Genomic DNA, 21,153 nt, shown 5'->3' with positions numbered 1-21,153 from the left:
CTTTAGGGCTTCTTTACCGGCTACGGTCTCGTCTTGTCTCTTTACGCATGCGTGAGTTGCGTCCCGAGCGACTCATGACAAAGAAGGAGCTCCATTGAACTCCCGAGCCAAGCGCCTCGTCCTCCCCCTCAGCGGGGCCCTCGTGGCCTCGTCCATGATCGGCGTCTCCTTCGCGAGCGCCGCTCAGGCCACCACCGCAGCGCCCGACCGCAAGTCGGCGACGCTCGCCTCCTCCGGTAACGCGAAGGCCATCGCGGGCTACTGGACCCCCACCAAGCTCAAGTCGGCGAAGACCTACGTCGCCGAGTCCACCGCCTCCGGCAGCTTCCGCTCCGGCGCCTCCCGCGCCTCCGCCGACGGCAGGGCCGGCGTCGTCCCCCCGATCGGCGGGGAGAACCGGTCCGCCGGGACGTCCAGGAACGTCAACCTGCCGACCACCGTCGGCAAGGTCTTCTTCCTCGACGACAAGGGCCAGGAGCGCTGGTGCTCCGGCAGCTCGGTGCAGTCGCGCTACCGCAACCTGGTCGCCACCGCCGGCCACTGCGTCTACGACACCGACACGAACAAGCCCTACAGCAACTTCGTGTTCATCCCCGGCTACTACCAGGGCAAGGCTCCCTGGGGCATCTACGTCGGCGCCAAGGTCAACATGCACTACGACTTCGACGTCTACGAGGACTACGACAAGGACTACGCCTTCGTCAACGTCTACAACGGCATCAAGCAGACGGGCGTCAAGGAGGTCACCGGCGCGGAGTACGAGAAGGCCGGCGGCTTCAAGTACACCGAGGACCGGGCGATCTCCCAGGACGAGTTCGAGAAGGGCTTCGCCAAGTACGGCCAGCTCGGCCCGTACTGGAAGAAGCTGTCCGATCCGGACGTGCAGACGGTCGGCAAGCCCGCCGACGCCGAGAAGTACATCGAGGACTACATCAAGGACGGCCGGGACGGCGTCAAGCTGACCGCCGTCGAGGTCACCTCCTACGACTACGGCAAGGCCCCCTCCGGCCTGGACAACGGTGCCAGGTTCGAGCGCTTCAGCGATGAAAAGGGCAAGGTCGGCATCAGCAAGGAGCAGTACGACAAGCTCGTCAAGGACAAGGCGGCGGGCAACTTCCTCGGCAAGCTCGAGGCCGTCAAGGACGTCAACGGCAACGAGATCGCCTGGTACAAGACCCAGTACTTCGTGAAGAAGTGGGTCAAGACCACGGTGAAGGAGCTGTACTTCCACACCCGCTACTTCGTGATCCTGCTGGCCGACGCCGGCCGCCTCGGCGACAACGTCGGTGGTCAGGGCGTGGCCTGGAACCAGAAGACCGGCAAGAAGGTCTTCGCGTTCGGCTACCCGGCCTCCGCGCACCTGGACGGCGACAAGGTCTACACCGGCCACACGATGAAGTGGTGCTACGGCACCACCGGCAACGCCCCCGACGTGCCGGCGTTCAAGGCCCAGGAGCACCAGGCGATCAAGTGCGCCTTCACCCCCGGCGCCAGCGGCGGCCCGTTCCTGCTGCAGTACAAGAACCGCACGCGGACCGGCTACCTCAACGGCGTCGTGAGCCTCACGATCGACAGCGACAACAACGACCGCTACGACCGGGTCACCACTCCGTACTTCGACGGTGAGACGGCCGGCATCTACAAGTACGCCGCCAACCTCTGGACCGGGAAGTTCCCCGTCTCCTAGGTCCGGCACCGTCCGAATCATGGATACGCGGCGAAGGGCTCGGGGTCAAGGCTCCGGGCCCTTCACCGTCTTGACAGGGTGCTTACGCCTCCGGCGGGATGATGACCCTGATAACGACGTCAGAGCAGTTCAGTACTACAAGCTGCACAAAAGTCAGTTGATCTGGAAAAATCACCCCTTGCAACTATCGAAGGCTTTCTGACTACGAAGGGAATACGCCTCATGTCCCCCCGCGCACGGCGGCTCGCCACCACGCTCGGCGCCTTCCTGGCTGCCTGCGTGACGGCGACCTCCGCGTTCGCGGGAAGTGCCGCGGCCGGCCCGTACGAGTCGGTGCCGAACGGCGTCGTCTCCATCGAGCTGACCAAGAGCGGCGCGGACATGAAGCGGATCGCGGAGTACTGGAACCCGGGCCGGCTCAAGGAGGCCCAGGACAACACCCCCGCCACCCCCGAGGTCAAGCCCACCGGGACCGCCTCCTCCGCTCCGGCCTCTCCCACCCCCAGCGGTGCGGGCACCGCCTCCGCAGCCTCCGCCGGCCCGGGCCGCGGCAGCGCCAAGAACAATGGCAACACGAAAAGCGGCGGCACCGCGAAGACCGGCGCCCTGCAGACCATCAGGCCGACGTTCCCGAAGAAGAGACCGCCGGGCACCGGTGTCACCCCGATCACCGTCGGGAAGGTGTTCTTCCGGCTCGGCGGCAAGGACTACTGGTGCTCCGCCTCCTCGGTCGCGTCCACCGGCCGCAACCTGGTCGCGACGGCGGCGCACTGCGCCTACGACGCCAGGCAGGGCAGGACCGCCGAGCACTGGATCTTCATCCCCGGCTACGACAAGGGCGCGACGCCGTACGGGATCTACGTCGGGCACTCGCTGAACCTGCACGACCGCTTCGTCGGCTGGGGCGACTACGACTACGACTACGCCTTCATCTCCGTGCACGACGGGTTCCGCTGGAAGCCGGGCAAGACCGCGGGTTCCTACGAGATGGAGTCGGTCGGCAGCCTGGAGGACAACGTCGGCGGGCAGGGACTGACCGTCAGGCGCGGAGTCGGCCTGTTCACCTTCGCCTTCGGTTACCCCGCCGCCCCGCACAACAACGGCAGCAGGCCGTACGACGGCCAGAACCTGAAGCGGTGCGACGGGCGCACGGGCAAGCGGACCGCCCCCGCCCGCCTGGTGGAGTACGGCATCGCGCTGACGTGCACCTTCACCGCCGGGGCGAGCGGCGGCCCGTGGCTGGTCGACTATGACCTCAAGCACGCCGCCGGCTACCTCAACGGCGTCAACAGCTTCACCTGGGACACCGACGTCAACGGGGAGTACGACCTGATCTCCTCGCCCTACTTCACCGCCTCGACGCTCGTGGTCTACCGGTGGGCGGAGAGCAGGAAGGCTCCCCAGCCTTAAAGGAACCTTAAATGCGGCTTAAGGCAGCCTTAGGCAATGTTTGACTCATCGGCTGTCTGCATAGGTTCGTTCCTTGTCGTCCCGCAGTCTCCCGACTCTCGGGAAACGTTGCAGCGCAAGGAGCACCTTTGAAGCACTCCCTTCTCCCCCTCGGCGGCGCCGCACTCGCCACCGGCCTGCTGGCCGCCGGTCTGGCCGGCACCGCCCAGGCCGCCCCGGACTGGGCGACCGACCCGATGGCCACCAACAACGCCGCCGCGATCTCGGTCGTCGACTTCTGGGCCGAGTCCAACTTCGCCGCCCTCAAGCAGGCCACCGCCTTCTACCCCGACGTCAACGGGCCGAAGCTGACCTCCGGCGGGGCCCCCTCCACCGACGGCAGGGCCGGCTCCGTGGGCCCGATCGGCTCCGAGAAGCCCACCCCGTCCCTCGCGAAGAACGTCAACCTGCCCAAGACGATCGGCAAGGTGTTCTTCGTCGTCAACGGCGAGAAGCGCTGGTGCTCGGCCACCTCGATCCAGTCGAAGTACCGCAACCTGGTCGCCACCGCCGGCCACTGCGTCTACGACCCGGGCTCCAACGGCCACGTCATGGACAAGTGGGTCTTCGTCCCGGGCTACTACCAGGGCAAGGCCCCGTGGGGCATCTACGTCGGCAAGCAGGCGTGGACGCACTACGACTTCGACGTCTACGAGGACTACGACAAGGACTACGCCTTCGTCACCGTCTTCAACGGCGTGCTGTTCAACGGCGTCAAGCAGGTCACCGCGGCCGAGTACAAGGACTTCACCGGCCCCAAGTGGACCAAGGGCGGGCACTACTACATCGCCCTGTCCAAGGACGCCGGCCGCCTCGGCGACAACGTCGGCGGCCAGGGCTTCACCTGGAACCAGCCGACCGGCAAGGCGGTCTACGTCTTCGGCTACCCGCAGGCCCCGCACCCCGACGGCGACAAGCCCTACACCGGCGTGACGCCCAAGTACCTGTACGGCAAGCCGTCCGGCAAGGTCTACGTCTCCGCGGCCGAGAAGGTCGAGGAGCACGTCGGTCTCAAGGGCTCCTTCACCCCCGGCGCCGACGGCGGCCCGTGGCTGAAGCAGTACAGCAGCGGCAGCCGGCTGGGCTACGTCAACGGCGTCACCAGCCTCTTCGGTGACCAGGACGGCAACAGCCGCTACGACCTGGTCACCTCGCCGTACTTCGACGGCGAGACCGCCGACATCTACAAGAAGGCCGCCAACGTGTGGTCCGGCAAGATCGTCGGCCCGAACGGCGAGCTGTACAAGTAGCACCGGACGGGGTTCGCCCCTCCGTCGTGAATGCGGGACCCGGCCTGTGGCCGGGTCCCGCACCCGTTTCCGGGGCTTTCCGGCGTGCTCCCCGGGCGCCTGGAGTCCCAGCAGGAGGGGTAGATCGTTCGCGTTAGACGTGACTCGGCCGGAATCGGTGCCATCGGTTCCATGTGATCTGCGTCACAGATGGATGGTGACTGAACGTATCAGGACACTCACGTCACACCGGCACCATTTACAACAACCTTACGTTGATCTGCGAAAACATGACCCAGCAGTCACCTCTGGATCAGTGATCTCAAACCTCTACGCAGGTAACGGAACGGTATCGACCCCCGCAGGTCCCATCAAGACTCACGAAGCGACTTCCGCTTCTCAAGATCAGCACTGTATGTTCCTGGCTATCCCTTTACTGACGCATGGGACGCAAGATGCGTTCCACGACAGACCAAGGAGTTTCCCTTGAAGCGCATCCTCCTCCCCGCCGGTGGCGCCGTTCTCGCCACCGGTCTGCTGGCCGCCGGCCTGGCCGGCACCGCCCAGGCCGCCCCGGACTGGGCGACCGACCCCATGGCCAAGAACACCGCCGAGGCTCAGTCGGTCGTGCAGTTCTGGACCAAGTCCAACAACGAGGCCCTGAAGCGCGCGACGGCTTACTACGCCGACGTGAAGGTCATCCCCAAGCTCAACTCCAAGGGTGGCCCGACCACTGACGGCAAGCCCGGCATCGCCCCGCCGATCGGCGGCGAGAAGGTCGTCACCGCCAAGGTGAAGAACATCAACCTGCCGAAGTCCATCGGCAAGGTGTTCTTCGTCGACGGCAAGGGCGAGTACAAGTGGTGCTCCGCCACCTCGATCCAGTCGAAGTACCGCAACCTGGTCGCCACCGCTGGTCACTGCGTCTACGACGCTGACAACAACGGTCACGTCATGGACAACTGGGTCTTCGTGCCCGGCTACTACCAGGGCAAGACCCCGTGGGGCATCTACGTCGGCAAGCAGGCGTGGACGCACTACGACTTCGACGTCTACGAGGACTACGACAAGGACTACGCGTTCGTCACCGTCTACAACGGTGTCCACTTCAACGGTGCCAAGCAGGTCACCGCTGAGGAGTACGCGAAGTTCATCGGGCCGAAGTACCTCTCCGAGAAGGAGATCACCAAGGCCGAGTACGAGGCCGCCGTCGTCAAGTACGGCCTGTACGGCCCCGCCAAGATCAAGGGCGAGGACGGCAAGGCCACCACGGAGCGGGTCGGTCACGACTACACCGCCAAGCCCAAGGTCCTGGCTCAGGAAGAGGTCACCCTCGACGTCTGGGCGAAGGCTCCGGCTTCCACCGCTACCAACGTGAACGGCGAGAAGCTGGCCGGCCCCGGCGCCGGTCTGGTCATCGAGTCCGTCACCGAGTCCGAGTGGAACGCGTTCAACGCGCGTAAGGCTGCGGGCAAGGAGCTGGGCCAGGGGCTCAAGGGCGGCAAGGTGCCCGGCACCGACATTGAGCTGCCCACCGGCTGGTGGGTCGTCAAGACCTACGTCAAGCAGTGGTACCTGGCGAGCGCCGTCAGCTACTGGTTCGAGACCTACCACATCGAGCTGTCCAAGGACGCTGGCCGTCTGGGCGACAACGTCGGTGGCCAGGGCTTCGCGTGGAACCAGAAGACCGGCCAGGCCGTGTACGTCTTCGGTTACCCGTCGGACGCCCACGGCGACGGCGACAAGTCCTTCACCGGTGTCACGCCGAAGTGGTGCTACGGCAAGACCTCGGCCAAGAGCTACGTCTCCGCGGCCCACAAGGTCGAGGAGCAGGTCGGCCTCAAGTGCTCGATGACCCCGGGTGCCGACGGCTCCCCGTGGCTCATCAAGTACAGCAGCGCCAAGCGCGTCGGCTACGTCAACGGTGTCACCAGCCTCTTCGGTGACCAGGACGGCAACGGCCGCTACGACCTGAGCACCTCGGCGTACTTCGACGGCGAGACCGCCGACATCTACAAGAAGGCCGCCAACGTGTGGTCCGGCAAGATCGTTGGCCCGAACGGCGAGCTGTACAAGTAAGCCATTCGGATCTGACGATCCCGAGCTAGGGGGTCCAAACCTCTAGTTCACCCCAGTTCCAAGCAGAGGGCCCGGTCTTCGGACCGGGCCCTCTGTCGTTGTCCGGAACCTGCCGGGATTCGCGACCGAATTCCCAGGCAACACTCCTACCAGCGGGAATGCGGCACCGATACGGTTTTTCGGAACCCCTCACCCTGTGACGTCCGAGACGTTCGAAGCCGTCACTCCCCTGGAGTCATCGTGAACCCCCGTGTGAAGCACCTCCTCACTCCCCTCGCCGCCGCCGGTCTCGCCACCGCGGCCTGGCCGCCCCCGCCCAGGCCGCACCCGAGTTCGACCGCGACGACCTCACCGGCGGCAGGCCGGGCGCCTACGCGATCGCCGCGTTCTGGCTGGACGCCAACGGCGCCGCGCTGAAGAAGGCCACCCAGTACACCTGGGACAGCAAGGACGTCACCAAGCTCGTCCGCGGCCACGGCGACACCAGTGCCAGCAGGGCCGGCACCGTCGCCCCCGTCGGCGGCGAGAGCGGCGTCTCCACCAAGGTCAGGAACGTCAACCTGCCCAGGACCGTCGGCAAGGTCTTCTTCCTCGACCACAAGGGCGCCCCCCGCTGGTGCACCGGCACCTCGATCCAGTCCCGCCACCGCAACCTGGTCGCCACCGCGGGCCACTGCGCCTACGAGGTCGAGGACCAGGTCGCGCTGAGGTGCTCGATGACCGGCGGCGCCGACGGCGGCCCGTGGGTCCTGAAGTACAGCAACGCCAAGCGCCTGGGTTACGTCAACGGCGTCACCAGCCTCTTCCACGACCAGGACGGCAACGAACGGGTGGACTACGTCAGCTCGCCGTACTTCGACGGTGACGCGGCCGGGGTCTACAACGAGGCCAACGCGGTCCGGAACACGAAGATCGTCAGCGACAGGGGCGAGCTCCTCAAGTAGGGCGCCCCTCCCCGGGAAGACCCGACTCCTCCCGGGACGCCCCGAGGGGCCCGGCTCACGCCGGGCCCCTCACACGTTCACACCCGCTCTCCTGGTCCGGTCCGTTGCCGGCCGGCTTCTCCGGACGTCCGGTGCATTCCCGGACAGCGCCTCCTCAGAGCCGGCATCTCTCCGGACGTCCGGGACGTCTTCGGATGTCCAGACGCCGCGGGCGACCCGGGAGGCTCAGGCCGGGACGAGCTCCCCGATCCGCTCGTTCAGCTCCCGGACCGGCGGCTCGGCGGCGTACGGCTCCAGCCGCCCCCGCAGGTCGGCCACGTAGGACCGGGTCCGGGCCGACTGGAGCCCGCCGGCCAGCTCCAGCGCCTCGCCGGCCGCCGTGCAGGCCTCCTCCACCTCCCCGGTCCGCAGCAGCCCCGCGGCGAGCAGCGACAGGTTGAACATCCGCCCGCGCACGAACCGTCCGTCCATCTCCAGCGATCGCCGCGCGTGCCGTACGGCCTGCTCCCCGTCGCCCAGGTCGCGGAAGCAGTGGGCGAACTTGGCCGACAGGTAGGCCTCGTCGAAGTAGGCGATCCAGCCGGGCTCCGCACCGGTCTTCCTGGCGTCGAAGGCCAGCTCCGCCCGGTGCAGCGCCCCGGCGCAGGCCGCCCGGTCCTTCAGCAGGGCGTGGGCGTGGGCCTCCAGCACGTACGCCTCGGCGAGCAGGGAGGCGATCCCCGCCCGCTGGGCCGAGACCTGCGCGGCCCGCGCCAGGTCGAGGGCGTGCGCGGGCTGCCCGATGTAGACGGCCTGGTGGCTCATGCCGGCGAGGATCTCCCCGGCGAGACCGTGGTCGTCGGCCCCCCTGGCCAGGCGCAGGGCCTGGATCAGGTAGCGCTGGGCCACGCCGTGGTGCTCCAGGTCGTAGGCCATCCACCCGGCCAACCGGGTCAGCTCGGCGGCGGCCGAGGCGAGCTCCTTGCCGGTGGCCTCGGCGTACGAGCCGTCGTTGAGCAGCGGCGCGACGGCCGTGTCCAGATATTTCACGACCGCCGAGCGGATCCGGCCGCCGCCGAACCTGTTGTCCAGCTCACCGAAGGACCGGGTCACCTCCCGGATCGCGGCGATGTCGGCCATGCCCACCATCCGGGAGCCGCCCGCCACGGGGCGCGCCTCCAGAGGCAGGGACAACCAGCGCACGGCTCCGACGGAACCGGCTCCGATCACGAAGGTGGAGTCGAGCAGGAACTTGCGCCTCTCCACGTCCGCTCGCCACAGTGCTGTCACGGTTGCAACCCCCTCATGCCAGGTATGGGTGATCTCCTGCCCGAGGTCGAGGGGTGTGGACACTGCGGGCAGCCCCAAATCGTCCGGGTCGATCCTCCGGCCGAGCCGGAGGGTGAAGATCTCGGCGAGCAGACCGGGAACCGGTTCCTTCGGCCGCTGGCCACCGAGCCAGCGCATGACCGAGCTGTGGTCGTGCCGCAGCCCGGACAGGCCCCGGATCACGCCGAGATCGTTGATCTTCCGGGCCAGCTCCTTGTAGGTGAAGCCGGCCTCGTCTATGAACCTCTTGAGCAGTCGGTTGGGCTCGCGTTCCATCGCTCTCCTCGACGGTGAGAAATGCGGGGAGCGCATGAGGGCGCATCCGGCGCCCTCTGCGCGCACATCCGTCCCTCGTGCGCGCCCTTGCCCGAGAAGATAACGGAGGGCTCTTTTTATATCACAAACAGTGACGAGTCTTGGCCGACAAACGACGAAGACGCCCCCGCCGATCGGGCGGAGGGCGTCTTCGCAGGTGGGTGCCTCACAGGTGTACCGGAGGCGCCCCGGGACGCTTTCAGCGGCGGGCGACCCCGTCGGCACGGGCCTGGGCGGCGACCGCGGCGGTGACCGCGGGGGCGACCCGTCCGTCGAACGGGCTCGGGATCACGTAGTCGGCCGTGAGGTCCCCGTCGGCGATCACCGCGGCCAGGGCCTCGGCCGCGGCCACCTTCATGTTCTCGGTGATGGTGGTGGCGCGGACGTCGAGCGCTCCCCGGAACACGCCGGGGAAGGCCAGCACGTTGTTGATCTGGTTGGGGAAGTCCGAGCGGCCGGTGGCGACCACCGCGGCGTGCCTCCCGGCGATCTCCGGGTGGACCTCCGGCGTCGGGTTGGAGAGCGCGAAGACGAATGCTCCGGGCGCCATCGAGGCGATGGCCGCCTCCGAGACCGTCGAGCCCGAGAGCCCGACGAACACGTCGGCGCCGGCCAGCGCCTCCTCGGTGGAGCCGCGCAGGCCGGCCCTGTTGGTGTCGCGGGCCAGAGCCTCCTTCACCGGGTTGAGCCCGGCACGGCCCTCGTAGATGATCCCGCGGGAGTCGGAGACCGCGATGTCGCCGATGCCGGCGTTGAGCATGATGCGGCTGACCGCGACGCCGGAGGCCCCGGCGCCCGCGACCACGGCGCGCAGCTCGCCGAGCGGGCGGCCGGTCAGCCGGGCCGCGTTCTTCAGCGCGGCCAGCACGACGATCGCGGTGCCGTGCTGGTCGTCGTGGAAGACCGGGATGTCCAGCAGCTCGCGCAGCCGGTCCTCGACCTCGAAGCAGCGCGGCGCGCTGATGTCCTCGAGGTTGATGCCGCCGAACGAGGGCGCGAGCCGGGCCACGGTCTCGACGAGGGCGTCCACGTCGGTGCAGTCGAGGCAGATCGGCACGGCGTCGACGTTCGCGAACTGCTTGAAGAGCAGGGCCTTGCCCTCCATGACCGGCATGGCGGCGGCCGGCCCGATGTCCCCGAGGCCGAGCACCGCGGTGCCGTCGGAGACGACGGCGACGACGTTCGAAACCCAGGTGTAGTCGTTGACGAGCTCGGCGTCCTCGGCGATCGCGGTGCAGACCTTGGCCACGCCGGGGGTGTAGGCGAGGGAGAGGTCGTCGGCGTCGCGGACGGGGACGGTGGAGCGGACTTCCAGCTTGCCGCCGCGGTGCAGGGCGAAGGCGGGATCCAGATCGAGGGATTCGAGGGAGATGGAGGATGGCGTGACGGCCACAGCGACCCCTGTAGTTCAGTCAGACAGACGGATTGGTTCCTTCGTGGACGCCGTGGGAAGCGTGCCCGGCTTCGGTAGCCGCTCGGGTCTTACGCGCTGAGAACGGTCGTCTGGAGAGGGGTACGGGGGTCACCCGTTTTTTGATTGTGCCACATACTGAGACTCGGGTGGATGACAGAACAAGGTCACTTTCGTTGACAACGTGTTAAACGCGTCACCCCGTGTAATACTCGATCCCGCCAACCGTCACTTACATCAACGGATCTCCCCGTGGACCTGACCACCTACGCCGAGCTGGCCGTCCTGCTCGTCAACAGCCCCGACCGCCTCGCCGGCCTGGCGGGACTGCGGGCGCTGCTGGAGGAGAGCGGCCGTCCGGGGCACGCCTCCCGCCTCGGGCGCGACGACCTCGACGCCCTGCGCGAGCTGCGCGAGGAGCTGCTGGCGCTCTTCGAGGCCGCGGCGGACGGGGACGAGCGCCAAGTGGTCGACCGGCTCAACGCCCTGCTCCGCCGCCACCCGGTCCATCCCCAGATCTCCGACCACGACGGCGAGGCCTGGCACATGCACCTCACCGAGGGCGGCCGCTTCTCCGACCAGTACATCGTGGGCGCCGTGATGGGGCTGGCCTCCATCGTCACCGGCCTCGGCGTGGACCGGCTCGGCCTGTGCCAGGCGCCGCCCTGCCGCAGGGCCTACCTCGACACCTCCTCCAACCGGTCCCGGCGCTACTGCTCGGAACGGTGCGCCAGCCGGGCGAACGTCGCCGCCTACCGGGCCCGGAAGAAGAACGGCCGGCTCGACAGCGGCCGGTAGCGCAGGACCACCCGGCCGACCACCGGGACCGGGCCGAAGTCCCAGCTGTCCCGGCGGCCGTGGGCGCGCTGGTTGTCGCTCTCCAGCCACCAGCCGCCGTCCTCCGGCCACGCGGCACGCTTGACGATCAGCAGGGACGGGTCGTCCGGGAGCCGCGCGACCACCAGGTCCCCCTGCCGGATCCGGGCGCCGCGCCGTACCCACAGCCAGTCTCCCGGGCTCAGGACGGGCAGCATGGACTCCCCCTCGACACGGACTCTCACGGAGCTGCGGCCCCCTTCCGGCACGGCTTTTCGAAGGCGAGTAAGGTCAGATCCGGACCATGCTGATCTCAGCATCAAGGAAGGATTTTTCCGATGCTCGCACGACTTCTGCGCCCCAGGCACGTCGCCTCGGCCCACTGCGACCTCCCCTGCGGCGTGTACGACCCGGCCCAGGCCCGCATCGAGGCCGAGTCCGTGAAGGCCATCATGGAGAAGTACGCCGCCAACGAGGACCCGGTCTTCCGCGCCCGCGCGCTCACGATCAAGGAGGAGCGGTCCGAGCTGGTCAAGCACCACCTGTGGGTGCTGTGGACCGACTACTTCAAGCCTCCGCACCTGGAGACCTACCCCCAGCTCCACCAGCTCTTCTGGGACGCCACCAAGCTGGCGGGCGCCGCCGGCGGCAAGGGCACCGTCGACGTGGCCAAGGCCGACGAGCTGCTGGGCAAGATCGACGAGATCTCCAAGATCTTCTGGGAGACCAAGGCCGCCTGAGCCCGCGAGGGGGCGCCGGTGAACCAACGGAGGAACGCCCGCAGCGAGGAACGAGCGAGGACGTGACGACGGCGGGAGCCGGTTACCAGCCCCCGAGCCGGCCGTGCGCAGCACGGCCCATCAACACCGCGAGGGGGCGCCGGTGAACCAACGGAGGAACGCCCGCAGCGAGGGAACGAGCGAGGACGTGACGACGGCGGGAGCCGGTTACCAGCCCCCGAGCCGGCCGTGCGCAGCACGGCCCGTAAACACCGTCCCGTGAGGAGTGCGACCTCACGGGACGGTGTCTTTTCCGGTGGCAAATCCTCGGCCTCACGTGTCAAATCCTCGGCCTCGCGCGTCCAACCGGGGCATCCACCGCTCCGGGGCGGTAGGTTGCAGGGAGCGACTCTGCGAGGAGGAACGTGACCGAGCACACCGAGGCGCCCACGGTCGGGATGGGCGGGATCCGTGATGTGGTGAGCGTCCGGCTACCGGCTGTCAGCGCATATCTGTCCGTGTTACGCACGGCCACCGCCGGTCTTGCCGCGCGACTGGACTTCACTCTGGACGAGATCGAGGATCTGCGGATCGCGGTCGACGAAGCGTGCGCGATGTTGTTGACCCAGGCGGTCCCCGGCACCGACCTGACCGCCGAGTTCGAGCTCACCGGCCAGGAGATGCAGGTCCGCGTGGAGGTCAGCACGGTCGGCACCGCCCTGCCGAAGCGCGACGAGTTCGCGTGGATGGTGCTCACCGCCCTGGCCGACGACGTGGACGCGGTCACCGACTCCCCCGACCGTATGGCGATCGTGCTCCGCAAGCGTCGAGGCGCGGCGAGGCCGGCGTGACGGAAAGGACTCGTGCCATGGCCACCAGCGATCACGCGGTGCCCGACAGGGTTCGCGCGCGCACGCTCTTCGGCGAACTGGCGGAGTTGACCCCCGACGACCCGCGACGCCAGCGCATCCGTGACGAGCTCGTCGAGCTCCACCTGCCCCTCGTCGAATACCTCGCCCGCCGGTTCCGCAACCGGGGCGAGTGGCTCGACGACCTCACCCAGGTCGCCACCATCGGCCTGATCAAGTCGATCGACCGCTTCGACCTCGGCCGCGGGGTGGAGTTCTCCACCTATGCCACGCCGACGATCGTGGGCGAGATCAAGCGGCACTTCCGCGACAAGGGCTGGGCGGTCCGCGTGCCGCGCCGCCTGCAGGAGCTGAAGCTCTCGCTCACCAAGGCGATCAGCGAGCTCTCCCAGAGGGAGGGCCGGGCTCCCACCGTCGCCGAGCTGGCGGCGTTCCTGAAGATGACCGAGGAGGAGGTGCTGGAGGGTCTGGAGTCGGCCAACGCCTACTCCACGGTCTCCCTCGACGCACCCGACTCCGGCGACGACGACGCGCCCGCGGTGGCCGACTCCCTCGGCATCGTGGACGACTCCCTGGAGGGCGTCGAATACCGCGAGTCGCTCAAGCCCCTGCTCGAACGGCTCCCGCCGCGCGAGAAGCGGATCCTGCTGCTGCGGTTCTTTGGCAACATGACCCAGTCGCAGATCGCCACCGAGCTGGGCATCTCCCAGATGCACGTCTCCCGGCTGCTGGCCAGGACCCTCACCCAGCTCCGTGAGGGCCTGACCGCCGAGGACTGACCTCTCGCCCGACGGCTCAGACCCTGTCCGACGGCTCGTCCCCGTAGAGGGCCTGAGTCGTCGGCGGGGAGAGCAACGCGACCAGTCCGGCCACGGCCGCGACGGCCAGCGGGATCCCGAAGACCACCTGGCCGGACTGGAACAGCGTGACGCAGACCGGGATCATGAAGATCTGGGTCAGCACCCCCGGGCTCCGGGTCCACTTCTCCGCCCGTAGCAGCCCCCAGGCGACCCAGAGCAGGATCGCGCCCACGAGCAGGCCGAACCCCGCGACGAAGATCGAGCTCACCGTGTCGGACGGCTCTCCGACCACGGTCTCGACACCGACGTAGCCGCCGAGCAGCAGGGCGGTGAGGCCTTCCACCGCCAGGACGACGGCGGCGACGGTCAGGGTCAGCGGGCGGTTCGGCACAGGCCAACCCTATAGCCGCGGGAAGCCGGTCGCCCTTCTGCCACCTATGTACCGTTATCGACGGATACGCTGGCACTATGCGTGCGATGCTCCTGGTGAATCCGAAGGCGACGACGACCAACCACCGGACGCGCGACGTACTCATCAGGGCACTGGGCGCCACCATGGAGCTGACCGTCGAGGAGACCCGTTACCGGGGACACGCGGCTCACATCGCCCGTACGGCCCATGCCGACGGCTTCGCCGCCGTCGCCGTGCTCGGCGGCGACGGCACGATCAACGAGACCGTGAACGGCCTGCTGGACGCGGAGGACGGCGAGGTGGCGGCCGACAGGCCGGCGCTGCTGGTGATCCCCGGCGGGAGCGCGAACGTCTTCGCGCGGGCGCTCGGGCTGCCGAACGATCCGGTCGAGGCCACCGGGGCGGTGCTGGAGGCCGTGACCTCCGGCCGCCGGCGGACGGTCGGGCTCGGTCAGGCGGAGTGGAACGGCGAGAGCCGCTACTTCACCTTCTGCAGCGGACTGGGGTACGACGCCGAGGTCATCCGGGCGGTGGAGGGCATGCGCGGCACCGGGCTCAAGGCCACGCCGGCCCGCTACGTGAACACCGCGCTGCGCCACTACGTCTCGACCGACAAGCGCCATGCCCCGATGAGCCTGGAGGGTCCCGGGATACCTCCCGCCGACGGCATCTTCATGGCGGTCGTCTCCAACACCTCGCCCTGGACCTACGTGGGCCCCCGGCCGGTCTGCCCGACCCCCTGGGCGAGCTTCGAGACCGGCCTCGACCTGCTGGGCCTGCAGCGCCTCGGCCTGCCGTCGATGCTGCATCTCATGCCCCAGATCATCGGCACGCGTGAGACCCTGCCCACCGGGCGGCACCTCGTTCAACTGCACGACGAGAAGGAGTTCACCCTCACCGCCGAGCGGCCGGTGGCCTTCCAGCTCGACGGCGACTACCTGGGAGAGGTCGAGCGAGCGACGTTCCGGTCTATCCCTAATGCGTTACAAGTTCTGGTCTAGGGCGTTACATCCCGTCATGGTGTGACGCATCCGACACGCTTAACCCGCAAAACGTTCTTCCAAACCTCTTGCGTGCGCTGAACTGGGCTGACAATCTCAACATTGACGTCGGAACGTAGGACCTTTGAGCGGCCACCCTCGCTCCCAGGCCACCGGCGATCAGGCGAGCGACCTCGGACCCAACCCGGCCCGGGCCATTGTTCGCAGCCGTTAGTGAAAGTCTTCACAATGTGAGCCGACGGAGCCACCGCAAGGGCTCCTCACACGAAGGAGTGGACGCATGGACTGGCGCCACCGAGCTGCCTGCCGTGACGTGGACCCCGAGCTGTTCTTCCCGATCGGCAACACCGGGCCGGCCCTGATGCAGATCGAAGAGGCCAAGCAGGTCTGCCGTACGTGCACCGTGAGCGAGGCCTGCCTCAAGTGGGCCCTGGAGTCCGGACAGGACGCCGGTGTGTGGGGCGGTCTCAGCGAGGACGAGCGCCGCGCCTTCAAGCGCCGCACCGCCCGCGCCCGCGCCCGCGCCGCCGTCTGACACCGGCACCCCGCAGCCCCGCCCCCCGGAGACCCGCCCTCCCCGCCGTCAGGCCGCGGGGAGGGGGATGACCAGGGTGACCTCGGTGCCCCCGCCCTGACGGGGCTCGATGGCCAGGCGCCCGGAGAGCTCCCCCACCACCAGCGTGCGGACGATCTGCAGGCCGAGGCTGGTGGACAGTTCCAGGTCGAACCCCTCCGGCAGCCCGGTCCCGTCGTCGGAGACGACCACGTCCAGCCGGTCCGCGCCCCGCGAGACGATCACCTGGAGCCGGCCGGGACGGTGCGCCAGGCCGTGCTGCACCGCGTTCTGCAGCAACTCGGTGAGGACCATCGCCAACGGGGTGGCGATCTCCGACCGGAGCACCCCGAACGTCCCGACGCGGCGCGGCACCACCTGCGCCTCCGGCGCCGACACCTCGCTCGCCATCGCGATCACGCGGTCGGCGATGTCGTCGAAGTCCACCTGCTCCTCGGGCGTGTGGGACAGCGTCTCGTGCACGATCGCGATCGAACCGACCCTGCGCACCGCCTCCTCCAGCGCCTCACGCCCCTCCGGCACCTGCAGCCGCCTCGCCTGCAGCCGCAGCAGCGCCGCCACGGTCTGCAGGTTGTTCTTCACCCGGTGGTGGATCTCCCGGATGGTGGCGTCCTTGGTCATCAGCTCGCGCTCGCGCCGCCGCAGTTCGGTCACGTCCCGGATGAGGACCAGCGCGCCGATCCGCCCTCCCCCGACGACCAGCGGGATCGCCCGGAGCTGCACCACCGTGCCGCCCGACTCCACCTCGGTCTCCCGCGGCTCCTTGCCGCTGGCCACGACCATCAGGTTCTCGTTGATGGGCTCGTCCGCGTAGCAGAGCGTGGCCGTCGTACGGCCCAGCTCCGCGCCGACCAGGTCGGCGGTGAGCCCCAGCCGCCGGTAGGCCGACAGGGCGTTCGGCGAGGCGTAGGTCACCCGGCCCACCCGGTCGAGCCGGAGCAGCCCGTCGCCGACGCGGGGCGAGCGGACCAGGATCGGCTCGGCCCCGGAGAACGGGAAGCGTCCCTCGGCCACCATCTGGGCCAGGTCGGAGGCGCTCTGCAGGTAGGTGAGCTCGAGCCGGGACGGAGTGCGCGCCGAGGACAGGTTCGTCGAGCGCTGGATCACCCCGAGATAGCGCTGCACCGGAGTCTCCCCGGGGACCGAGCCGGCGAGGTCCGCCCGCCGTACCGGGATGGTCTCCTCGCGCACCGGGACGCCGCTGGACCAGTCGGGATCACCCTCGCGGCAGATCCGGCGCTCGTTCCAGGCGGTGTCGATGAGCTCGCGCTCGCCCTTGGCGATGATCGTCCCCACGACGTCGTCGTGGTAGACGGTGGGACCGGTAGTCGGCCGCATCTGCGCGATCGCGATCCACCCCGAACCCTCGCGGAGCGGGATCCACAGGATGAGATCGGCGAACGACAGGTCGGCCAGGAGCTGCCAGTCCGAGACCAGCGAGTGCATCCACTCGAGGTCCGCATCGTCGAGTGCGGTGTGACGAACCGCCAGGTCGCTTAGAGTCGGCACCCGTGCATCATGCGTTCTTTCCTGGCCCGAACGCGAATCGAGTGAGCCTGGCTGCGAAAATGCCCGCTATGGAGCAGACTCCGGATCCGCTGGCGCGGCTGCGCGCGAAGGCGGCCGCGCGGGAGGCCGCGGGGCTGAGACGCACGCTGCGCGCGCGTACGCCCGACGACGACGGCCTGGTCGACCTGGCCTCCAACGACTACCTCGGCCTGGCCAGGGACGGGCGGGTGGCCGAGGCGGCGGTGGAGGCGATCCGGGCCTGGGGCACCGGTTCCACCGGCTCCCGCCTGGTCACCGGCTCCACCGCGCTGCACGCCCGGCTGGAGGAGGCGCTGTGCGGCTTCGCCGGGTCCGCGGGCGCGCTGGTGTTCTCCTCCGGATACCTGGCCAACCTGGCGGCGGTCACAGCCCTGGCCGGCCCCGGCACGCTGGTGGTCTCCGAGGCCGGCAACCACGCCTCGATCGTGGACGCCTGCCGGTTGTCGCGTTCCCGCGTGGTGATCACCCCGCACAAGGACGTGACGGCCGTGGAGAAGGCCCTGGCCGACCGGGACGAGGAGCACGCGATCGTCGTCACCGACGCGGTCTTCTCGGTCGACGGAGACCTGGCTCCGGTCGGGGAGCTGCACGCGGCCGCCGTACGGCAGGGCGCGCTGCTGGTCGTCGACGAGGCGCACTCGCTCGGCGTGATCGGCCGCGAGGGGCGAGGTGCGGTGTACGAGGCGGGTCTGGCGGGTGAACGGACGGTTGTGAGAACCGTCACACTGTCGAAGTCGCTCGGCTCCCAGGGCGGGGCCGTGCTCGGGGCCTCCGAGGTGATCGGGACCCTGGTGGACACGGGCCGCTCGTTCATCTTCGACACCGGCCTGGCTCCGGGCAGTGTGGCCGCGGCACTCGCCGCGCTGGATATCCTTCGGACTCAGCCCGAACTGCCCGGACTCGTCCGGACCAGAGCGGAGGAGCTGGCCGCCATGGCCCGCGGACTCGGCCTGGAGACCGGCGAGCCGGCAGGTGCGGTCGTCCCCATCGTGCTCGGCGATCCCGAGACCGCGCTCCGGGCCGCCGTCATCTGTGCGGAACGCGGGGTGCGCGCCGGATGCTTCCGGCCGCCTTCGGTGCCGGTCGGCCGCTCTTGCCTGCGGTTGACCGCACGGGCCAATCTGAGTTCCGATGATCTCGCGGTGATCCGGGGTGCACTCACCGCCGTGGCCGAGATGAAGGTGAGTATGTGAGCGAGCGCGGCGATGCGGGCGGGCGTGTGGAAGAGTCCGGCGACGCGGGCGGGCGCGGCACGGTGTGCCCCGCGCGCCCGGGGAGCCCCCTCCCGGCGGGCGAGGAGCTTCCATGACAACGGATGACTCCCCACGGATCCCGAAATACTACGACGTCAAGCGGAGCCTGCTCGCTCTCACCAAGAGCCTGCCCGCGGGCAGCGCGCTGCCCCCCGAGCGGACCCTCGCGGTCCGCTTCGAGACCTCGCGGACCACCGTGCGCCAGGCGCTCTCCGAACTCGTGGTCGAGGGCCGCCTGGTGCGCATCCAGGGCAAGGGCACGTTCGTCGCCCAGCCCAAGGTCGCCCAGGTCCTCCAGCTCACCTCCTACACCGGCGACCTGCGCACCGTCGGGCTGGAGCCGGACACCAAGATCCTCGACATCAGCTACGTCACCGCCGACGAGCCCCTGGCCCGCCGCCTGGCCATCAACCCCGGCGGCCGGGTGCTGCGCATCCACCGGCTCCGCCTGGCCAACGGCGAGCCGATGTCGATCGACACCACCCACCTGTCGGCCCGCCGCTTCCCCCGGCTCCGCCGCGAGCTGGAGGTGCACTCCTCGCTGTACGAGACGCTGCACAACGCCTACAACGTGCGGCTGATGGACGCCGAGGAGATCATCGAGACCGTGCTCGCGACGCCGTACGACGCCCAGGTGCTGAGCGTCGACGTCGGCCTGCCGATGCTGCTGCTGACCCGGCACGCCTTCGACGCCGACGGCAACCCCGTCGAGTGGGCCCAGTCCCTCTACCGCGGCGACCGCTACAAGTTCGTCACCCGCCTCCGCCGTCCCTGACCGGAACACGCTCCGGCCGTGGAAAACCCGGAATCCGCCTCGGCTCGCCGCACGCCGTAGGGTGAGACGGGTGAGCATTCTCGTGGTGACCGGGACCGACACCGGCGTGGGGAAGACGATCGTCACCGCCGCGGTGGCGGCGCTCGCGTGGGAGCGGGGCTCGTCGGTGGCGGTGGTCAAACCCGCGCAGACCGGGGTCGGCGAGGGCGAGCCCGGCGACCTGGACGACGTCATCCGGCTCTCCGGGGTCACGACCACCTTCGAGCTGGCCCGCTTCCCCGACCCGCTGGCCCCGGCCGCCGCCGCCCGCGTGGCGGACCTGCCCCCGGTCTCCATGATCGAGGCCGTCGAGACGATCAGGGAACTCGCCGAGTCGCACCGGCTGGTGCTCGTGGAGGGCGCGGGCGGCCTGCTCGTCCGCTTCGACGAGGAAGGTTCCACGATCGCCGACCTCGCCAGGACTCTCGGAGCACCCGTGCTCGTGGTCGCCAGGGCGGCGCTCGGCACGCTCAACCACACCGCGCTGACGCTGGAGGCGGTGGCCGGCCGGGGGCTGAGCCTGGCCGGGGTGGTGATCGGCTCCTGGCCGGCGGAGCCGGGCCTGGCCGAGCGGTGCAACGTGGCGGACCTCGAGATGCTGGCCGCCCGGCCGCTGGCGGGCGCGCTGCCGGAGGGAGCGGGCGCGCTGGAGCGGGAGTCCTTCGTCCGTACGGCCCGGGCCGGGCTGGGCGCGACGCTCGGCGGCAGGTTCGACCCCGCCGCCTTCCGGTCCGGTTTCACGATCTCCCCCGGTTCCCCCTGACCGCCGGCTCCCCGAGCCTCCCGCGCACCCGGTCGCCGCCGCCCTCCGGGCCGCGGCCCGGGTTTCCCCGGCCTCGGCCCCACCATCCCGCCGGCCGCATCTAAGCTTGCGCCGTAGCCGATCCCTACGATGTGGAGCCATCAGTTGAGCGACATCCTCGAGATCGCCCGGGTCCAGGTTCTGGCGGAGGGCCGCGGCCTCGACGCCGCGCAGGCGCTGGAGTGCCTGAAGCTGCCCGACGAGCGCCTGCCCGACCTGCTGGCCCTCGCCCACGAGGTGCGGATGAAGTGGTGCGGCCCCGAGGTCGAAGTCGAGGGGATCGTCTCCCTCAAGACCGGCGGCTGCCCCGAGGACTGCCACTTCTGCTCGCAGTCCGGGCAGTTCCCCTCCCCGGTCCGCGCGGCCTGGCTGGACATCCCCTCGCTCGTCCGGGCCGCCGAGGAGACCGCCGCGACCGGCGCCACCGAGTTCTGCATCGTGGCGGCCGTGCGCGGCCCCGACCGGCGGCTCATGGACCAGGTCCGCGAAGGCGTCAAGGCGATCCGCGAGGCGGTGGACATCAACGTCGCCTGCTCGCTGGGCATGCTCACCCAGGCCCAGGTGGACGAGCTGGCCGAGATGGGCGTGCACCGCTACAACCACAACCTGGAGACCGCGAGGTCCCACTTCGGCAAGGTCGTCACCACCCACACCTGGGAGGAGCGCTGGGACACCTGCCTGATGGTCCGCGAAGCCGGGATGGAGCTGTGCTGCGGCGGCATCGTGGGCATGGGGGAGACCCTGGAGCAGCGGGCGGAGTTCGCCGGCCAGCTCGGCGAGCTGGCGCCCGACGAGGTCCCGCTCAACTTCCTCAACCCCCGCCCCGGCACGCCGTTCGAGTCGCTCCCGCTGCTGGAGGGGACCGAGGCGCTCAAGACGATTGCCACCTTCCGGCTGGCGCTGCCGCGCACGATCCTGCGCTACGCCGGGGGCCGCGAGCTGACCCTCGGCGACCTGGGCACCCGTGAGGGCATGCTCGGCGGGATCAACGCCATCATCGTGGGCAACTACCTGACCACTCTCGGCCGGACCGCCGAGGCGGACCTCGACCTGCTGGCCGACCTGAAGATGCCGATCAAGGCCCTGTCCCAGACGCTCTGACCCAGCCGCGGGCCCCGGATCC

At 69.4% G+C, this 21,153-nt stretch carries 21 protein-coding genes; 15 read left to right on the top strand and 6 right to left on the bottom strand.

Translation table 11 applies throughout. The features are described 5' to 3' along the window. Positions 1-94 precede the first annotated feature (94 nt). The 4 genes from HS041_RS31120 to HS041_RS31105 all read left to right on the top strand — a co-directional run bounded on the left by HS041_RS31120 (position 95) and on the right by HS041_RS31105 (position 6,444). Positions 95-1,687, top strand: coding sequence for a trypsin-like serine peptidase (locus tag HS041_RS31120; protein WP_196444442.1), 1,593 nt, complete (start codon positions 95-97; stop codon positions 1,685-1,687). 222 nt (positions 1,688-1,909) lie between these two features. After that, on the top strand, positions 1,910-3,097 hold the full coding sequence (locus HS041_RS31115; protein ID WP_196444441.1) for a trypsin-like serine peptidase: 1,188 nt from the start codon (positions 1,910-1,912) through the stop codon (positions 3,095-3,097). A 128-nt stretch (positions 3,098-3,225) separates the two neighbouring features. After that, complete coding sequence (locus tag HS041_RS31110) at positions 3,226-4,386, top strand: trypsin-like serine peptidase (RefSeq protein WP_196444440.1); 1,161 nt, start codon at positions 3,226-3,228, stop codon at positions 4,384-4,386. A 465-nt stretch (positions 4,387-4,851) separates the two neighbouring features. Beyond that, positions 4,852-6,444, top strand: coding sequence for a trypsin-like serine peptidase (locus HS041_RS31105; protein ID WP_196444439.1), 1,593 nt, complete (start codon positions 4,852-4,854; stop codon positions 6,442-6,444). Between the two features lie 370 nt (positions 6,445-6,814). Here the strand turns inward: HS041_RS31105 and HS041_RS38920 are convergent, their stop codons facing one another. Further along, on the bottom strand, positions 6,815-7,108 hold the full coding sequence (locus tag HS041_RS38920) for a hypothetical protein (RefSeq protein WP_230880044.1): 294 nt from the start codon (positions 7,106-7,108) through the stop codon (positions 6,815-6,817). Positions 7,109-7,160: 52 nt separating this feature from the next. On the opposite strand from HS041_RS38920, the gene HS041_RS38915 reads away from it, so the two are divergent. Continuing rightward, positions 7,161-7,388, top strand: coding sequence for a hypothetical protein (locus tag HS041_RS38915; protein ID WP_230880043.1), 228 nt, complete (start codon positions 7,161-7,163; stop codon positions 7,386-7,388). Between the two features lie 225 nt (positions 7,389-7,613). Here HS041_RS38915 and HS041_RS31095 read toward each other — a convergent pair whose 3' ends face one another. Together HS041_RS31095 and HS041_RS31090 are read right to left on the bottom strand one after the other, a co-directional pair. Beyond that, positions 7,614-8,972, bottom strand: a complete 1,359-nt coding sequence (locus tag HS041_RS31095; protein WP_196444438.1) for an NsdA family TPR-like regulatory protein — start codon at positions 8,970-8,972, stop codon at positions 7,614-7,616. Between the two features lie 238 nt (positions 8,973-9,210). Beyond that, complete coding sequence (locus HS041_RS31090; protein WP_196444437.1) at positions 9,211-10,404, bottom strand: NAD(P)-dependent malic enzyme; 1,194 nt, start codon at positions 10,402-10,404, stop codon at positions 9,211-9,213. Between the two features lie 270 nt (positions 10,405-10,674). Here HS041_RS31090 and HS041_RS31085 point away from each other — a divergent pair, with 270 nt between their 5' ends. Further along, a complete protein-coding gene (locus HS041_RS31085) occupies positions 10,675-11,220 on the top strand; it encodes a CGNR zinc finger domain-containing protein (RefSeq protein ID WP_196444436.1) in 546 nt (181 codons plus the stop codon). Here HS041_RS31085 and HS041_RS31080 read toward each other — a convergent pair. Continuing rightward, a complete protein-coding gene (locus tag HS041_RS31080) occupies positions 11,175-11,558 on the bottom strand; it encodes a S24 family peptidase (RefSeq protein WP_196444435.1) in 384 nt (127 codons plus the stop codon). The genes HS041_RS31085 and HS041_RS31080 overlap by 46 nt on opposite strands. Before the next feature lie 18 nt (positions 11,559-11,576). Between HS041_RS31080 and sodN the strand changes: the two genes are divergently transcribed. The 3 genes from sodN (at position 11,577) to HS041_RS31065 (ending at position 13,605) form a co-directional block, all read left to right on the top strand. Then, on the top strand, positions 11,577-11,978 hold the full coding sequence (gene sodN / locus HS041_RS31075) for a superoxide dismutase, Ni (RefSeq protein ID WP_196444434.1): 402 nt from the start codon (positions 11,577-11,579) through the stop codon (positions 11,976-11,978). Between the two features lie 404 nt (positions 11,979-12,382). Continuing rightward, positions 12,383-12,808 (top strand): ATP-binding protein, encoded by a 426-nt coding sequence (locus HS041_RS31070; RefSeq protein ID WP_374058899.1) that lies wholly within the window; start codon positions 12,383-12,385, stop codon positions 12,806-12,808. Positions 12,809-12,825: 17 nt separating this feature from the next. Beyond that, positions 12,826-13,605: an RNA polymerase sigma factor SigF gene (locus tag HS041_RS31065; RefSeq protein ID WP_196444433.1), complete on the top strand. Its 780-nt coding sequence runs from the start codon at positions 12,826-12,828 to the stop codon at positions 13,603-13,605. 16 nt (positions 13,606-13,621) lie between these two features. Here the strand turns inward: HS041_RS31065 and HS041_RS31060 are convergent, their stop codons facing one another. After that, complete coding sequence (locus HS041_RS31060; protein ID WP_307845532.1) at positions 13,622-14,017, bottom strand: hypothetical protein; 396 nt, start codon at positions 14,015-14,017, stop codon at positions 13,622-13,624. Between the two features lie 77 nt (positions 14,018-14,094). Between HS041_RS31060 and HS041_RS31055 the strand changes: the two genes are divergently transcribed. Together HS041_RS31055 and HS041_RS31050 are read left to right on the top strand one after the other, a co-directional pair. Continuing rightward, complete coding sequence (locus HS041_RS31055; RefSeq protein ID WP_196444432.1) at positions 14,095-15,039, top strand: diacylglycerol/lipid kinase family protein; 945 nt, start codon at positions 14,095-14,097, stop codon at positions 15,037-15,039. Positions 15,040-15,319: 280 nt separating this feature from the next. Further along, positions 15,320-15,574, top strand: a complete 255-nt coding sequence (locus HS041_RS31050) for a WhiB family transcriptional regulator (protein ID WP_068926826.1) — start codon at positions 15,320-15,322, stop codon at positions 15,572-15,574. A gap of 48 nt (positions 15,575-15,622) precedes the next feature. Here HS041_RS31050 and HS041_RS31045 read toward each other — a convergent pair whose 3' ends face one another. Then, positions 15,623-17,122, bottom strand: coding sequence for a sensor histidine kinase (locus tag HS041_RS31045; RefSeq protein WP_196444431.1), 1,500 nt, complete (start codon positions 17,120-17,122; stop codon positions 15,623-15,625). A 68-nt stretch (positions 17,123-17,190) separates the two neighbouring features. Between HS041_RS31045 and HS041_RS31040 the strand changes: the two genes are divergently transcribed. The 4 genes from HS041_RS31040 (at position 17,191) to bioB (ending at position 21,131) form a co-directional block, all read left to right on the top strand. After that, positions 17,191-18,354, top strand: coding sequence for an 8-amino-7-oxononanoate synthase (locus tag HS041_RS31040; RefSeq protein ID WP_230880042.1), 1,164 nt, complete (start codon positions 17,191-17,193; stop codon positions 18,352-18,354). Between the two features lie 112 nt (positions 18,355-18,466). After that, entirely contained in the window at positions 18,467-19,189 is a 723-nt protein-coding gene (locus HS041_RS31035; protein ID WP_196444429.1) for a GntR family transcriptional regulator, read from the top strand. A gap of 70 nt (positions 19,190-19,259) precedes the next feature. Beyond that, on the top strand, positions 19,260-19,991 hold the full coding sequence (gene bioD, locus HS041_RS31030) for a dethiobiotin synthase (protein WP_196444428.1): 732 nt from the start codon (positions 19,260-19,262) through the stop codon (positions 19,989-19,991). Between the two features lie 144 nt (positions 19,992-20,135). Beyond that, positions 20,136-21,131, top strand: coding sequence for a biotin synthase BioB (gene bioB, locus HS041_RS31025; RefSeq protein ID WP_196444427.1), 996 nt, complete (start codon positions 20,136-20,138; stop codon positions 21,129-21,131). Positions 21,132-21,153 lie beyond the last annotated feature (22 nt).

Source organism: Planomonospora sp. ID67723 (genome assembly GCF_015711605.1).
GTDB lineage: Bacteria > Actinomycetota > Actinomycetes > Streptosporangiales > Streptosporangiaceae > Planomonospora_A.
This window is presented reverse-complemented; position numbering and strand designations above follow the sequence as displayed.